The 15283-nt window shown below is 40.7% G+C and carries 13 protein-coding genes and 11 tRNA genes; 4 read left to right on the top strand and 20 right to left on the bottom strand.

The window, feature by feature from the left end; all coding sequences use genetic code 11:
- The first annotated feature begins 448 nt into the window (after window positions 1-448).
- Window positions 449-1858 carry a group II intron reverse transcriptase/maturase gene (gene ltrA / locus DP73_RS19620; RefSeq protein ID WP_034601918.1) on the top strand — a complete coding sequence of 470 codons (1410 nt, stop codon included), beginning with the start codon at window positions 449-451 and terminating at the stop codon, window positions 1856-1858.
- A 167-nt stretch (window positions 1859-2025) separates the two neighbouring features.
- On the opposite strand, the gene DP73_RS19615 is transcribed toward ltrA, so the two are convergent.
- The 9 genes from DP73_RS19615 to DP73_RS23605 form a co-directional block, all read right to left on the bottom strand.
- Window positions 2026-2886: a TIGR03915 family putative DNA repair protein gene (locus DP73_RS19615; protein WP_034601917.1), complete on the bottom strand. Its 861-nt coding sequence runs from the start codon at window positions 2884-2886 to the stop codon at window positions 2026-2028.
- Window positions 2865-4163 (bottom strand): putative DNA modification/repair radical SAM protein, encoded by a 1299-nt coding sequence (locus DP73_RS19610; RefSeq protein WP_034601913.1) that lies wholly within the window; start codon window positions 4161-4163, stop codon window positions 2865-2867. The genes DP73_RS19615 and DP73_RS19610 overlap by 22 nt, the downstream gene beginning before the upstream one ends.
- 298 nt (window positions 4164-4461) lie before the next feature.
- Window positions 4462-5304, bottom strand: coding sequence for an HDOD domain-containing protein (locus DP73_RS19605; protein WP_034601912.1), 843 nt, complete (start codon window positions 5302-5304; stop codon window positions 4462-4464).
- 444 nt (window positions 5305-5748) lie between these two features.
- Complete coding sequence (locus DP73_RS19600) at window positions 5749-7059, bottom strand: TRAP transporter large permease (protein WP_034601911.1); 1311 nt, start codon at window positions 7057-7059, stop codon at window positions 5749-5751.
- Window positions 7056-7565 (bottom strand): TRAP transporter small permease, encoded by a 510-nt coding sequence (locus tag DP73_RS19595; RefSeq protein WP_034601910.1) that lies wholly within the window; start codon window positions 7563-7565, stop codon window positions 7056-7058. Before DP73_RS19595 ends, DP73_RS19600 begins: the two co-directional genes overlap by 4 nt.
- Window positions 7566-7585: 20 nt before the next feature.
- Window positions 7586-8680 (bottom strand): TRAP transporter substrate-binding protein, encoded by a 1095-nt coding sequence (locus DP73_RS19590; RefSeq protein ID WP_034601909.1) that lies wholly within the window; start codon window positions 8678-8680, stop codon window positions 7586-7588.
- A gap of 533 nt (window positions 8681-9213) precedes the next feature.
- Complete coding sequence (locus tag DP73_RS19585) at window positions 9214-9576, bottom strand: NifB/NifX family molybdenum-iron cluster-binding protein (RefSeq protein WP_034601908.1); 363 nt, start codon at window positions 9574-9576, stop codon at window positions 9214-9216.
- 75 nt (window positions 9577-9651) lie between these two features.
- Complete coding sequence (locus DP73_RS19580) at window positions 9652-10257, bottom strand: DUF3793 family protein (RefSeq protein WP_034601906.1); 606 nt, start codon at window positions 10255-10257, stop codon at window positions 9652-9654.
- 32 nt (window positions 10258-10289) lie between these two features.
- Window positions 10290-10457, bottom strand: coding sequence for a hypothetical protein (locus DP73_RS23605; protein WP_165574437.1), 168 nt, complete (start codon window positions 10455-10457; stop codon window positions 10290-10292).
- 493 nt (window positions 10458-10950) lie between these two features.
- Here DP73_RS23605 and DP73_RS19575 point away from each other — a divergent pair, with 493 nt between their 5' ends.
- From DP73_RS19575 to DP73_RS19565, 3 genes are all read left to right on the top strand, one after another.
- The gene (locus tag DP73_RS19575; protein WP_034601904.1) at window positions 10951-11499 is read left to right on the top strand and encodes a GNAT family N-acetyltransferase; all 549 of its coding nucleotides are present in this window, start codon (window positions 10951-10953) and stop codon (window positions 11497-11499) included.
- Window positions 11500-11588: 89 nt separating this feature from the next.
- Window positions 11589-12329 (top strand): sigma-70 family RNA polymerase sigma factor, encoded by a 741-nt coding sequence (locus tag DP73_RS19570; RefSeq protein WP_034601902.1) that lies wholly within the window; start codon window positions 11589-11591, stop codon window positions 12327-12329.
- A gap of 212 nt (window positions 12330-12541) precedes the next feature.
- Window positions 12542-13582, top strand: coding sequence for a hypothetical protein (locus DP73_RS19565; RefSeq protein ID WP_052090889.1), 1041 nt, complete (start codon window positions 12542-12544; stop codon window positions 13580-13582).
- A gap of 422 nt (window positions 13583-14004) precedes the next feature.
- On the opposite strand, the gene DP73_RS19560 is transcribed toward DP73_RS19565, so the two are convergent.
- The 11 genes from DP73_RS19560 to DP73_RS19510 form a co-directional block, all read right to left on the bottom strand.
- Window positions 14005-14092 (bottom strand) — tRNA-Leu (locus DP73_RS19560).
- Window positions 14093-14100: 8 nt separating this feature from the next.
- Window positions 14101-14175, bottom strand: a tRNA-Cys gene (locus DP73_RS19555).
- Between the two features lie 190 nt (window positions 14176-14365).
- Window positions 14366-14454 (bottom strand) — tRNA-Ser (locus DP73_RS19550).
- 8 nt (window positions 14455-14462) lie between these two features.
- Window positions 14463-14538 (bottom strand) — tRNA-Asp (locus DP73_RS19545).
- Between the two features lie 5 nt (window positions 14539-14543).
- Window positions 14544-14619: transfer RNA gene (locus tag DP73_RS19540), tRNA-Val, on the bottom strand.
- Window positions 14620-14625: 6 nt separating this feature from the next.
- A tRNA-Glu gene (locus tag DP73_RS19535) sits at window positions 14626-14701 on the bottom strand.
- A 10-nt stretch (window positions 14702-14711) separates the two neighbouring features.
- A tRNA-Trp gene (locus tag DP73_RS19530) sits at window positions 14712-14785 on the bottom strand.
- Between the two features lie 6 nt (window positions 14786-14791).
- A tRNA-His gene (locus tag DP73_RS19525) sits at window positions 14792-14867 on the bottom strand.
- Between the two features lie 2 nt (window positions 14868-14869).
- Window positions 14870-14944 (bottom strand) — tRNA-Gly (locus tag DP73_RS19520).
- A 12-nt stretch (window positions 14945-14956) separates the two neighbouring features.
- Window positions 14957-15033: transfer RNA gene (locus DP73_RS19515), tRNA-Lys, on the bottom strand.
- Between the two features lie 41 nt (window positions 15034-15074).
- Window positions 15075-15149 (bottom strand) — tRNA-Met (locus tag DP73_RS19510).
- Window positions 15150-15283 lie beyond the last annotated feature (134 nt).

Below are 15283 nucleotides of genomic sequence, written 5' to 3'. Positions count from 1 at the left end.
CAGAAGCCCAGGGGTGACCTTTAGGTCACCCCTGGGCTTCTGCGTAGTGCGCCACGCATGGCGATTAACTTGACGGTGAAAGTCCGTTATGGGGGTATGTAGCGACCAACCATTAGCTTAAGGCAAGGGTGTCCATTGTGAGGTGGAATCTGAAGGAAGCCGGAGGCAAAGTTCCGACCCGAGGAACACGAATAACATCAGGCGCAAAACGTGGGGCGAGACTGCTACCTAAGTTGAAACCCAAAAGCTACACAGACACGTCAGCGTAAATGTTGCGGGTACATGGAATGAAAGTGAATCGTCTTACCGTGGGAGGCCTCACGGACGGATGGAAACGGAGTAAGAAATCCGGTTGAAACAAGATTTGCCGTGAGGAGTCAGCAGAGGCCATAGTACAAAGGCGTTCTAGATGCCGATGGAAGGGCCGAACCAAAGGAGGTGTAGGTCAATGAAAGTTACTGAAAGTGACAATTCAAAACACAGACAACTTCGAATAGAAGACTATCTGCAAAGGGTATCTGCGGAACAGAAAGAGTATGCAGTAGTGTGCGCGTCACCCAAGATGACTGAAACCGACAACACCAACATAATTGAGCAGACGGAAGATTTGCTTGAGCAAATCCTTAGCACCGAGAATCTAAACCAGGCCTATTGGCAGGTCAAAAGAAACAAAGGCGCAGGTGGAATCGATGGTATGCAGGTAGATGAACTTCTACCCTTCCTGAAAGAACACAAGGATGAACTATTGCAAACCCTTCGGGATGGTAAATACCGTCCAAAACCCGTACGGAGGGTAGAAATACCCAAAGAGAACGGAAAGACCAGAAAACTAGGAATACCCACCGTCGTAGACAGGCTAATCCAACAAGCGATATCTCAAATTTTAAGTCCAATCTTTGAGAAACAGTTCTCAGACAATAGCTTTGGATTCCGACCGAACCGTAGTGCACATGATGCATTAAGAAGATGCCAAACTTATATCACAGTAGGTTATAAATATGTAGTCGATATGTATTTGGAGAAGTATTTCGATACGGTAAACCAAAGCAAGCTGATCCAGATTTTGTCGGAGACGATAAAAGACGGTCAGGTCATAGCACTGATTCACAAATTCCTAAAAGCAGGAGTTATGACCAACGGGATGTTTGAAGAAAGTCCAAAGGGTGTACCACAGGGCGGACCCCTGAGTCCGTTACTTGGCAACATAATGCTCAACGAGTGCGACCACGAGCTAATAAAGCGAAGGCACCACTTTGTACGTTATGCGGATGATATGATGATTTTCTGCAAAAGTAAAAAGGCGGCAAAACGAACACTTGATCACATCCTCCCCTATATCGAAGGGAGATTATTTCTGAAGGTAAATAGGGAGAAGACGCAGGTCGCTCATGTAAACTATGTCAAGTTTTTAGGATATAGCTTCTACATTTACAGGGGAGAAGGGCGTCTGAGAATCCACCCTAAAAGCATCCAGAAACTTAAGGACAAAATCCGGAAAGTTACTGGACGGAGCAATGGGATGGGGATTGAAGAGCGCAGAACTAAGCTCAATCAAGTGGTACGAGGCTGGACAAATTACTTCAAACATGCAGACGCTAAGAACCTACTCAATAGTCTAGATGAATGGATGAGAAGTCGCATACGAATGGTTACTTGGAAGCGGTGGAAGAAAATCCGAACACGTTTTGAAAACCTGAAGAAATCTGGTATTAGCAAGGAACAAGCATGGATGTGGGCAAACACAAGAAAAGGCTATTGGCGTGTAGCCCATAGCCCAATTTTGTTGAAAGTTCTATCTAATGAGCGATTCAAACGCATCGGATACCTTAGTTTCAGCGAATGTTATTCTGCGAAGTAGCGTGTAAACTTTGGAGGCGCCGTATACCGGGCGGTACGTACGGTGCTGTGGGAGGTCGGCTGATCAATTAATGATCAGCCTCCTACCCGATTCTTGCCAACTATTATATCCCTATGAATCCTCCCAGAATCAGCATCGCCAACCCCGGCGACGGGAAACTAAGGAACTTAACTACCTTGAATTTGGTATCTTGTTGTTTTGTCAGCTGTTTTGTTTATGTCATTTGGGATAGCTTGCTTTGTTTCTGCAACTTGAACTTGAATTTGAAACAAATCACTCATATTGTCAAATTCAGTCATTTGATTCCAGTATCGTTTAGGCATTAGTGTCATTCGACAGCGGGGGTTAGTTCTTCCTTCAATGGCAATTGTGTTGTAAAACTGCTTCCACAATAGGCGATACTTCGCCTCCGTAGAATCGACATTGGGAAGAGTTAACCCTTCGACCTCAATCAATTCTGCACGATTAGACTGATAGATTAAGGCCACGCTGTGGGTTTTATCATATATCATAAACTTTTCAACCTTATAACGATCACAAAAATGCGCAGACAAAAGAGGGAGAACGTAGTTTTTGGGTTCAATAACTGCAACTAATGCCTCCCCAAACACAGAAAAGCGAATAAAGCCCTTGAACTTATGGCTTTCAGACGTCAAATGGCGAACGGCTTTTTGCAGTGAACAAACTACCTCATCTGTAAGCATCGTCATGACTTTGCCGCCAACCTTAAATCCTAACCGTAAAAAACGAAGAATTAATAGTTCTTTATTTTCCTCGCAGGTTAAAAACCCCAGCTTCACCAGCTCTTGAGCTTCAGAAGAAATTTTGACGGGAATAGAGTTGTAAACCCTGTCGGCTTTTTGGGAATCTGTTTCAATCCATTTTGAAGTATCAAAAATAGTTTGCTGGACACTTGGAGGACGGATGAGGCAGGGGCTTTCTTTACATTCATAACTTTCAAAGACACAACACATTAGGCCCTCAAAAGTGCCATCATAGGAGTACACTAGATCTGTGCCGTCAAGCATTGCTGCACTTCCTCCCTCGAAATAAAAGGTTCATCGAAAAGCCTTAACTGCTCTTGATATGACGGGAGTTTATATTGATCTGACATTAATGTTCTAATAGTACTATCTGAAGTAATTTTAAGGCCCTCCATAATCTTTCCTTGGCAAGTGATGAAATACTGGGCACGTTTGAGAACAACCCCCAGCTTTTTAAGGCTGGTAAAATCAAGGGTTCCATTTCTTCTGGCTGTAATTATTCGTTGGGCACTAATCACTCCAATTCCAGGGACTCTTAAAAGCATTTCATGAGATGCTCTATTAATCTCAACTGGAAATTTATCCATGTTATTTAAGGCCCAGTTGCATTTAGGATCAACTTGTAAATTGAAATTAGGATTTTGCTCATCAAGTAATTCCTTTGCTTCAAAGCCATAAAAACGCAATAGCCAGTCTGCTTGATAAAGACGATGTTCTCTTATCAATGGTGGTTTTGTGTCAATGGCCGGCAAGAGTGAATTCTCGGCGACGGGCATATAAGCAGAGAAAAAAACTCGTTTGAGACCGTATTTTTTATAGAGCCCCTCAGTTAGTGTCAAAATCTTGTGATCCGTATCGGGAGTAGCCCCCACAATCAGCTGAGTACTCTGCCCAGCAGGCACAAATCTGGAAGCATGACGATATTTCACAAGATCTGTTCTGTTTTCCTGGATCTTAGTACTAATAAGCCCCATAGGACGCAAGATGGACTCTTTAGACTTACTCGGGGCCAGGAGCCTTAAGCTTTCTTGAGATGGTAGCTCAATATTTATACTCATCCGATCTGCTAAGAGCCCTAAGCGTGTGATTAGTTCACTATCGGCTCCTGGTATTGCCTTGACATGAATATAACCATTGAAGTGATAGACATTTCGAAGCAGTTCCAAAGCCTTAATCATTTGTTCAGCTGTATAATTAGGGTTTTTGATAACACCAGAACTTAGAAACAAACCCTCGATATAGTTACGCCGGTAAAAGTTAATGGTCAATTCCGCTAGTTCTTGGGGAGTAAATGCTGCTCTTGGAGTATCATTGGATTCACGATTGATACAATATTTACAATCAAAGACACAGACATTTGTCATTAGCACTTTTAGTAAGGAGATGCAGCGGCCATCGGCTGAAAAACTATGACATATTCCTGCTTTTGCTGCATTACCCAAGCTGCCTGATTTTCCTTTTCTATCTACGCCACTAGAGGTGCAAGCTACATCATATTTCGCTGAATCCGATAAGATAGTCAGCTTATCAAAAATATCAATGTTAATCTACCCCCTGACAATCATTACTCTAACTATATACAAAACATATGTTCTTGTCAAAGCGAATTCTGCCAAACAAGCATTTTCTTAGGGGGCCCGAGTAAAAGCTTAGGCACCCTAAGAAAATGCTTGTTTCTATTAAAAAAATCGGTCTACTTCCACTTGAAGTGGAAGAGGCCGATTTTGCGTTTTTGCTTATGCTTAGAAGCGAAAATTTGAGGATTTGAAACCAAGACTTACAAGTTTTAGGATAGCTTCATGATGGCTATGTCAGGATTATCTTAAGAGATTTAATTCATTAACCAAAAATGGTAGGATCTACAAGGATTTTGCTAAGGTCATCCTTGAGAAGTTCAAGATCCGGGGCTTGGCAGTCTAGAAGGTCAAGGGCCTTTTGGCGGATAGGATTCAATGGGCTATCCACCCCTCCGGCAACTCCTAATAAACTAGCAAGACCATTGGCAACATGGATTACACTTGACAGTTCTTCATGATTTTGAGCGTTACTTAAGGAATGGTGAAAAGAAATTGCAGCTACTAATTCTTCAGGCAAATTCCATGATCGAGCTAAAAAGCCGCCCGCCCTTGCATGGTCGAATCCTATAACTCTTTCTTCAAGTTCTACAAAAGTAAGCGGTGTGTCTTTTGCTTTCTGCAGAAGAAAATCGCCAACTTCCTGAACATAGACGGAAATAACTAGTTTCCCGATATCATGAAGTAAGCCTGCTGTAAAGGCAACCTCTCCGTAAGGAAGTTTACAATGTTGACACACCCTTCTTGCAGCCATCGCTGTAAGTAAGGAATGCTTCCATAGTCCCTCTTGGTCTATTTCATAACCCAATAGATTTGTCTTAAGTATGGGGGAAATTGCTGCAGACATAGCCAACTCTTGAGTTACCTGAAAGCCAAGTAAAACGATAGCTTCCCGAAGAGAAGAGATTCTTCTAGGGTAACCATAATACGCAGAATTAGCCTGACGAAGAATCCCTGCCGTAAGTGCCGGATCCATACTAATTACAGTTTCAAGCTCTTTAGCGGAAGTAGCAGGATTATTTGTAAGCTCTAGAACCTGGATAGCTGCTGAGGGTAAGGGGGGCAGTGCATATACGCGCTTTAATACATGTTCTAATTTGATAGACACTCAAACCCCTCCCTTTTGATAAATACAAGTAAATATTTGATAAGAATTGTCCAAGAATTTTCATAACTAAATTATTAATAGCTCTGACGATATGATTATTTTACCACAACATCCGAACAAAAACCTTCACTTATATCCTAAGATAGGATTTTTACCAATAACTCTATCTATAACTGATATTTTTAAGAATAAGTATGCTGATAGGTTTTTTTTAGAACCTCCAAGTAACTCTGGATAAAGTAAACTTGGCTGGCGGTCGCCATAGTTGCACTTATGGTTCAGACGATGAAGACACTGTCCTTCACACGAACCCTCTTGCAGCACTGTCTTCACATGTATTAGCCTTCTTGCAGTATGCAACGAAAAGTTATACTTTCGGATTAGCATAAAAATAGGTTGACCTAATAAATCGGTCAACCCTAAATACACTATTTTGATTTTTTCTTACCCTTTCATGAGTTCAGGCAAGAAGGTAACAATTCCCGGGAAAACCATCAATAGAATTAGACATATAACAATTGTGAATAGAAATGGCCATACCCCTTTAAAAATTGTTTCTAATGGAATCTCTGGCGCTATCCCTTTAATAATATAGACATTCATGCCAACGGGAGGAGTAATAACCCCCATCCCTACAACCAGTACTACAACTACCCCAAACCAAATAGGATCATACCCCAAGGTATTAACTACTACAGGAAAAAATATTGGGATAGTGAGTAAAATTAACGCCAGGGCATCAATAAAGCAGCCTAGAATAAGGTAAATCAAGAGAATCATACCCATAATGGCGAATGAGGGCAGGGGCAGCGATCCTACCCAGTTAGCCAGTTCAAAGGGTACCCTGCTGATTGCCATAAAGCGACCAAACATAACCGCCCCAGCAAGCATAAGCATGATCATGGCACTAGTACGTGTTGTATCATATAAGGATTTTTTTAGATTTTCCCAACTAAGACGTTTTTCCAAAAGGCTGATAATGAGGATTCCTCCCGCACCTACTGCACCCGCCTCAGTAGGTGTAAACCAGCCAGCGAATAAGCCTCCAATGGAAAGTACAAACACCGCAAGGGCTTCACCCAGACCTCCCCGCAAAGAATGAATACGTTCTGCCCAAGTTGCTTTGGAGCCAGCTGGCCCCAAACTTGGATTACGCAAGGTGAGAATATAAATCATACCCATGTTTAAAACCGTCAGAAGGATACCTGGAATAATCCCAGCCATAAAAAGCGTACCCACAGACTGTTCCGTGGCTGTTCCATATAAAATAAATATAACGCTTGGAGGAATCAGTATTCCTAAGACCCCCCCTGCAGCAATACTAGCTGTGGATAATGACTTATCGTAATGATATTTATCCATTTCAGGCAAAGCGATGGCAGCCATTGTTGCCGCTGTTGCAGTATTAGAGCCGCAAATAGCTCCGAAAACAGCACAGGCTGCTTGTGTAGCAATTGCCAGTCCGCCGGGCAAATGTCCGATCATTTTATAGGCAAAAACATAGAGACTTGTGCCAATTCCTGAATAAAAAGCCAGAAACCCCATCCAGACAAACATGACAATAACACTCAGTGAATAAGAGGTAAAGGTATTATATAGTTCTTTAGCCAACATATCCATAGCTGCAGGCACCGAAGTAAGGTAACTAAATCCTACAAAGCCCACCAGCGCCATGGCATAGGCAATAGGCATACGTGCCATAACCAGGCCAAAGAAAACAGCGATTCCAATTAACCCAACTAAGAAGATGCTCATGGTGCCACCTTCTTTGCAGCGTCGTACCCCAGAATTTGTCGGAAGGATACCACTGATTTATTCAATAGCACTAGACAAAGCCCCAATAAGCCTATCGCAATTAAATAGATAAATGGATAAACAGGTATTTCAGCTGAGGGCGAAACGAGCCCTTTAATTTTCATAGTCTGAGCCAATTCGCCTAATGACCAGACAACGGCAGCCCACAACCCTAAAGAAACGAAGTTCACGAAAAAAGACACCATAGTTTGGAATTTATTTGAGAAACGTTCCATGATCAAACTAACGGCAATCTGTCCATCTTTGAAAGCACAGTGAGCTAAGGCCAAGGCCACCCCCACAGCGGTTAAAAAACCTACCAACTCATAGGTTCCCAAAATTGGATGGTTCAAAACTGTCCTTAAAAATATATTTGCTACAATCAACAGCATTACAAGAAAAATGCACAGTGCTGCCAATTTATCCAAGATGCTGCTTACTCCTTTTACCAGGTCAGTAAATTTCAACTCTTAATTCCTCCTCAGGATTACTGAAACTCCTTGTTGTATTGATCTGCAAGACTTTTCACTTTATCCAAAATTTCTTGACCGTTCTGCCCCTTTTGTTTCATTTGGGCAATAAACTCCTCCTGAATCGGCTTAACCAAGCTCATCCATTGTTCCTGCTCTTCTTGAGAAAGATTAATAACTTCCATTCCTTTTTCATCAACAGAATACTTCAAAGCTGCTTCATTTTGTTTGTCCCATAAACCCATAGCAACTTCGTTAAAGAACTTCTCATTGACTGCTTCAATTGCTTTCTGATCTTCCGGTTTAAGAGAATTCCATTTGTCGAGGTTCATGGTAATATAGAATAAATTATTGTATAGAAATGGTGTCAGCGTCAGATACTTTGTGACTTCTGCCTGTTTCCAGCCCTGTAGTACCTCGATTGGACCTAGGTTCCCCTTAACTACACCCTTTGACAATGATTCGTAGGCTTCAGATTGAGCCATTGCCACCGGAGACGCTCCAAGAGCCGCCAGGCTTTTGGCACTGAGGCCTGTAGCTCTGATCTCTAACCCTTTTAAATCCTTGAGACCACGTACAGGTTCTTTTGTATATAGATCCCCAGGGCCTGTTGTAAATACCATCATTAGTTTGGTATCCTGAACCTCCTTAGGATTAATTTGTTTGATTCCTTCCCAGGCAACTTTACTGGCAGCCTTAGAATTCACATACTTAATACCGGGCAGTTCAAAAACCTCCAACACCGGAAAATTACCTCGAGTGTATGAAAAACAGGAAAGGCCCATATCTGAAATTCCATTAATAACCCCATCATAAGTGGCATCGGCCTGGGAAAGCGTCTGTCCTGGATAACTGGTGATTTTTACTCTGCCCTCAGTCGCACTCTCAATCTCCTTTGCCCAAGGCTGAATTAATTCTTTCTCAGCCGGGTGAGTAGCAGGGAAGAAATGGGCCAATTTTAACTCCACCTTTTGGGCTTTTTTGGTATCAGTCGGAGCAGATGCACTCTGTCCGCATCCTGAAACAAAAAGTAAGTTTAGCACCATCGCCCCGAGTAAAAGTCCTCTTCCTAATGACTTTTGTTTAAGTGATTTCCATAGCCCCTTTTTCACAAACAATCTCTCCTTTTTAATAATAATTAAAAAAATAAAAACTCCTAATAATAGGAGTTAAAAATTGCGAAAACACCCTTGCCCGTCCATAAATAGACAGGGATAGAGTATAAACCACATCCTTATTTCCTACCGTCCTACAATCCTACCTATCAAAAAACAACTTAACTACTCACTCTACTATACTACAAGTCTACGTTGCTACTGCTACCATTGTTAATGGTGCTTTTAGGAAAACTCTTCCATTAATTGATAAACTACATTATGAACAGTTATGCAATTAATGAACACTACGATATTTATATTACCATATTACTATGGTAAAAACTAGATATAATAAATAATTTTTTGCGCAGTAAGATATTTCCTTCTTAACTGTCTTGATGAGTGTTAGGAAGGAAATATCTTAGCTGATGATGTAAAAATCACCAGCTATAAGATAAACCTCGCCCCAATTGGTGGAATATCAAAATTGTATCTATTCATTATCTATTCATTATCTACTCAAATGTGAAGTACTTTATTTCAGGATATTATCCGGCTTTTCCCAGATAGCCTTGCAAGTAGTCATCAATTTTCCCCTTAATGCCGGATATCACATTAGTACCACACTGATTAAAAAGTTGATATGCCTTCCCCCCTATATGATCTGTTACTATAACATCGATTTGTATGTGCTTAAGAATAAACTCTGCAAAAAAGCGGCAAGAGCAGTTACCACTCTTATGGTTTCCTTCATGCACGTAGAACAAATCTACCTGTTGCCTTTTTCCTGGATTTGCTATGTAGTTCACTTCAGTGATTTGACTATTATTAATATGATAGATAGTACAACCATCACTATGTCCGAAATGAGGTGATATATCTCTACCTGTATTTGAAATAGCTATAATCATTTTTTAACCCCTTCCATTAGCCTCTTCAACCGCCCAAATTCATGTATCTTCAGATTTATATAGTACCAAATACTATTAAGCCGTACTAATTAGGCTTTCATTGACGCAGCTTGAGTACTCCGAAAATGAAAGTGACGAAATCACCTCAACCCTGGCCTTATCATAAGCAGCAAAAATTGTTTTAGCTTCTTCAAGGTTATGGTAGACCTTCCAATAGCTGTTCAGAAGGCATTCTTTCCCTTTGAATTTTATAAATCCAAGAACATCTTCTAAGGGTATGCCCAAGAAGATACCCACTTCGTGTGGACAAGATAATTCAAAATGTCTTTTTAGTAATAATAGATATTCATCCAAGATTAACTTTTTAGGATATCCAATAGTCTTTAGAAACTCTTTATTTTTGTATATAGATAAAGTTTTCATTAACAGTGTCCTATCGAAAAAAATCACTAGAACTCTACGAGGGCATTTACGAATCTCCAAGTAGTCTAGATGTAGCTTTTCCGCAATTTCTTGCTTATGGGACTCCCAAAGACAGTAAAGATCCCGACTATCATGTGAGAAGGCTATTAGTGAAGATGGTTTCTGCTTGGCAATGGTAGGTGCTGCCCAGTAAGCTATGGAAGTGTATAGATAGCTCTTGTCGTCCATAATACTACGCCGTAGGCTCATAAAATCCATGAACACACCTCCTCTTGCTGAGATCCTTGAATTTAGTGCTCATCAGTATCACCAGTTCTTTTGGTAAGCCCATCCTGTTGCACAACTACATCATATTCCTTTATTCTATCCTCCCAGTATCTTAACCACTGCCCCTCTCTCCAGAAGTCGTTTGAGTTAATTGACACAAAATTTCTGTTAGTAGTTGAAATAACTTTCATTAAAAACAATCCTCTCTTTTAGAATAATACAGTTATATTGATATTGGTTATCAATTGGTTTCAGTTTCAATTCCTTACTATTTTGCTGTATTGAATTTATTCTTATAAGGATTACCAATACGACTTTCTTGAGGTACCCAATGGGCATCTTAAATAACCGAATGCTTGGTCTGGTGAAGTTCCACTATTGAGCCATTTTTCCGTCATATTACCACGCTTTAAAATCTTGATTATCTTGCTACATTATCTAAATCACTGATCCAATAACTTGATTCTACAATACTTTGCGCAAAATGTAAATGATATTTATTATCATTTACATTTATGGGTTCGAATAAATCACTTGGAAGTTTGGCGTAACTTGAAACAAACTAACGACGATAAATTTCTTTACCCGTTTTACTTATCACAATATTCTGTAAACTATCGTCCCAGCTATACATATGCTGTTTTAAACACCAGGTATTATCAATTTGGGAGGAGTTGATTTATAATGTCGCTCGTTGATAGTGAGAAAAATAAAAATGAGTTAAATTATATCTCTAACACTTTCTCAGACAATTTCTGTTATACCGCCCCCAATGATACTGGAATCTTCGTTTATGAACCTTCAATCACAATATCGAGAAATCAAAACATGGTTTTGTCTTACCAGAATGTTCTATCTTGGGTTGAGATATTGAGAGACGTTTTAGTTCTAAGCCACAATTTAAAATTTGAAACGATAAATTGCGAGACTAACAACGTGAGTTTCGATAATCTAACTGAAAAAGACTATTCACAGTTCTGGTTTCATTTTTGTAATGCTAAGCAAGGAATTTACGTGGATCGATTATCATTGCCTTTACATCTTAGAAGAATGGGAATTGGATCAATCTGTATCAATTGGCTTAAAGATTTCGCCAGTGAGTTGGGTTTCAAATACATTATCCTGGGATCTGTTGTTGAGGCTCGTGAATTCTGGACTAAAATGGGGTTCAGCCTCCTTTCGGCCAAAGAGTTAGACGGCTTCCCCGGCTATCAGGGTCGTTACACTCGCTAAATCACTTTACATTAAGTTATTATTTTGGTATAAATCACCCACCTCTCTTCTTTCGCATACTATAAAACAATGTGAAAGGAGTGAAACTGATGTTAATGGAATTTTACCTTACTGGTTTTGCCCTCTCTGTCCTTAAAGGGATGACCTTTCTCGTTTCATATATTAATAATAAATCCTTTCCAAAACCGCTCAGCAAAGAGGATGAAGCGCGTTACTTTGAAATTTTACTGCGTGGTCATGCTAACTCCAACACCAATGTGGTACAGATAAATGAAGTCATTCAGTCCGAACATGCCCGAAACATGCTGATCGAACACAATTTACGTCTAGTAGCATTTATTGCTAACAAATTCGAAGAAAATAATGAAGACCTTTTTTCCATTGGTCTAATTGGCCTAATTAAAGCAATTGATAACTTCAAACCTTCGATTGGGGTCAAGCTTAGTTCCTACGCAACACGCTGCATTACAAACGAGATTCTAATGCACTACCGTAGAGGGCGCGGAAAATCCGAAACCTCTCTTTATACGCCCATCGGGGAAGATGATAGCGGGAATGAACTAATTATTATTGACAGCCTAGAAGCAGATATTTGCCCGATTCCTGATCAGATCATAAATGAGGAGGATCACAAATTTCTACTGGAAAAGGTGAAAACATTACCAATCCTTTGCCGGCAAGTCATTGAAATGAGATATGGTCTGATGAACAGCCAGGAATGTTCTCAACAAGAGGTTGCGGATACACTTAAAATATCACGTTCTTATGTTTCAAGATTAGAAAAGAAAGCTATTCACTTATTAATCAAGGCAATGAAGGAGAGTAAGTAAGTAAGTAAGTAAGTCAGTAAGTCAGTAAGTCAGTAACTAAGTAAGTCAGTAACTAAGTAAGTCAGTAACTAATAGAAAGCGCTCATCAGCTTATTTTTAATCTGATGAGCGCTTTCTGACTAACTTGGAGATCTCATTAATGAACTAAGGGCATATAAGGGCATACTAGTATTCGGTGTATTTTTAAAAAGACAATAAATGAGGTGTAATATTTGTCTGGAGCTATAATTGGAATTTTACTAGCGATTTCCTCTGGTTTACTATCATTAGTGGGCCTTATTTCAATTTTCATATCCATGAACAGCCAACATAATGTTCAACGTAGTCGAGAAATCCTATGGAGCATCTTAACTTTACCTTACAAGAAGAACCTTTTCTTAGAGAAAGGAACTATTGGTCGAGAGGTCTTTAGAAAGTTTATTCTGTACGAACAAATAATTGGTGAAAAGAATTCATTTTTACATAGAATTATCAACTTTGCTAAAATTGCTATAGTTTTTTGTGGGCTTATATGGACAACGATTGTATATTATCTTTTTAAGCAATCATCTTCAGCGATTGAACAGGGCTTCTTAATACTTTGTATCATTCTCGCTGATTTATTCGTCTATTACTTCATAACCAAGATTTTAGGGCTTCTTACGAGCACCAGTAAAGTAGGACGACTACCAACGGTTAATGAACTATTGGATGCAGACATTTTAGGGGCCAATACAATTACCATAGCCTCTGTGTCATCGCAACTACGAGTTATCAATTCGGAAATTTTTATTGGTTTTCCTGTTCCGTTTAATAATCTGAGGGTTAATATTTCGATCCAAGAAAATGCTTTTTCTTCGAAAATGCCAATCGGAAAGGACTTTAGCTTTAACCTGGAAAACAGGATAAAGGATTTTAAAAAGCTTAGCGACGAGGATTTTAAACTGCTGGATGATGACTATTGTTATTATTCTATTTGTAATTTAAAGGCATTAGAAAATAGTACTCAACATAACAGTATTTTTGCAACCATCGAATTACTTAGCAAACAAGGTTACGTTTCTACAGAGTTTTTCTTTGAAGGATTAAATAATGTTAACAATACAAACTTTATTATTTATCCCTTTGCCTTTGATGAACGTTTCATAAATAGGAAAAGTGAATTAGACCCTTTTAGCCGATATATTAAACGTGACAGAGAATTTAATCTCACTAACGAAACGGAATGGTTTAATGTTGGAAAAAGCTTTTTTAAGTTTTTTGACAAGGAGTAGATTTTCGTGGCGAAGCTCCATCAATAACTACCCATCCTAGAAACCATTACCACGCGACTTCTTGATGTGGTGTTGAAAAATTTTTCCATTACCGACATAGGCCTCTGCCTGCGTAGCGATTTCATGACAAAAAAGAGCTATTGGAGATCCAATAGCCCAATCCTAACAAATATTATTATTAAAGATTTGATTCTTTTCTTTTCTTTTCTTTTCTTTTCTTTTCTTTTCTTTTCAGAGTATTTACTAATTACAGCGTAAGCTGAAGGAACCGCTGCCCACCGAACAGTACGCACGGTAGTGTGGAAAGTCGGCTACTTAAATAATGGGCAGCCTTCTACGATATTTATGCATTAGAATAAAAACTCGAATCTAAACTCCCCAACTGTACTTTCATCCGTTTGTATGTAGTTGGTTAGATATCATGGTGCCGATGACCGGATCCGAACCGGTACGGATGTTAAGTCCGCGGGATTTTAAGTCCCGTGCGTCTGCCAGTTACGCCACATCGGCAAATGTATTGGAGGCGGCACTCAGATTTGAACTGAGGAATAGAGGTTTTGCAGACCTCTGCCTTACCACTTGGCTATGCCGCCATTTGTTGTTGGGGTTTTCAGTCCTCTGCTCTACCGACTGAGGTACCAAGGTAAATATAAGTAATGGCGGAGGGGGTGGGATTCGCTCCGTTCGCTTTCGCTCACTATCACGCCGGGGCGGGAAACCCTCCCAAAGGTCAGCTTTTCTTTATCCGCCCGTTCGAATCCCACCCTAATATTTTGCTTTTTATGGCGGAGGGGGTGGGATTCGAACCCACGGCCCCTTGCGGAGTCACTGGTTTTCTAGACCAGCTCCTTAAACCACTCGAACACCCCTCCAAGTATGTTGGCGACCCCGATCGGACTTGAACCGACGATCTCCTGCGTGACAGGCAGGCATGTTAACCACTACACCACGGGGCCAGGATTGGTGGGCGATGACAGATTCGAACTGCCGACATCCTGCTTGTAAGGCAGGCGCTCTACCGACTGAGCTAATCGCCCATAAATTGGTGACCCGTACGGGATTCGAACCCGTGTAACCGCCGTGAAAGGGCGGTGTCTTAGACCGCTTGACCAACGGGCCAGATAAGAATTGGCAGGGGATGAGAGAGTCGAACTCCCACTGACGGTTTTGGAGACCGCTGTTCTACCATTAAACTAATCCCCTAGGGATTGGGGTGGATAATGGGACTTGAACCCACGAATGCCGGAACCACAACCCGGTGCGTTAACCACTTCGCCATATCCACCATGGAGCGGGTGACGAGATTCGAACTCGCGACTTTCACCTTGGGAAGGTGACACTCTACCACTGAGTTACACCCGCAAAATTATTTCGTGGTGGGCCATCCGCGACTCGAACGCGGGACACCCTGATTAAAAGTCAGGTGCTCTAGCCGACTGAGCTAATGGCCCTTATATATTAAGTCTAAGCATTTGCTCAGAGCCTAACAGCTTGGTTGCGGGGGCCGGATTTGAACCGACGACCTTCGGGTTATGAGCCCGACGAGCTACCGCTGCTCCACCCCGCGATATTAATGGTGGGTACCTCTAGGTAATAAGGACACAAAAGGAACTACCTTAAAAGTAGTCCCTATGTCTTACCTGGCAATAACCTACTTTCCCAGGGGCTATGCCCCAAGTATCATCGGCCCTGGAGGTCTTA

This window comes from Desulfosporosinus sp. HMP52 (assembly GCF_000765145.1).
In the GTDB taxonomy this organism is placed as follows: Bacteria; Bacillota; Desulfitobacteriia; order Desulfitobacteriales; family Desulfitobacteriaceae; genus Desulfosporosinus.
This window is presented reverse-complemented; position numbering and strand designations above follow the sequence as displayed.

Excerpts from the sequence above, each read along its gene's own strand:
- ltrA (WP_034601918.1), top strand. The coding sequence starts at position 449 with ATGAAAGTTACTGAAAGTGACAATTCAAAACACAGACAACTTCGAATA.
- DP73_RS19615 (WP_034601917.1), bottom strand. The coding sequence starts at position 2,886 with ATGCTTGACGGCACAGATCTAGTGTACTCCTATGATGGCACTTTTGAG.
- DP73_RS19600 (WP_034601911.1), bottom strand. The coding sequence starts at position 7,059 with ATGAGCATCTTCTTAGTTGGGTTAATTGGAATCGCTGTTTTCTTTGGC.
- DP73_RS19585 (WP_034601908.1), bottom strand. The coding sequence starts at position 9,576 with ATGATTATAGCTATTTCAAATACAGGTAGAGATATATCACCTCATTTC.
- DP73_RS19580 (WP_034601906.1), bottom strand. The coding sequence starts at position 10,257 with ATGGATTTTATGAGCCTACGGCGTAGTATTATGGACGACAAGAGCTAT.
- DP73_RS23605 (WP_165574437.1), bottom strand. The coding sequence starts at position 10,457 with ATGAAAGTTATTTCAACTACTAACAGAAATTTTGTGTCAATTAACTCA.
- DP73_RS19575 (WP_034601904.1), top strand. The coding sequence starts at position 10,951 with ATGTCGCTCGTTGATAGTGAGAAAAATAAAAATGAGTTAAATTATATC.
- DP73_RS19570 (WP_034601902.1), top strand. The coding sequence starts at position 11,589 with ATGTTAATGGAATTTTACCTTACTGGTTTTGCCCTCTCTGTCCTTAAA.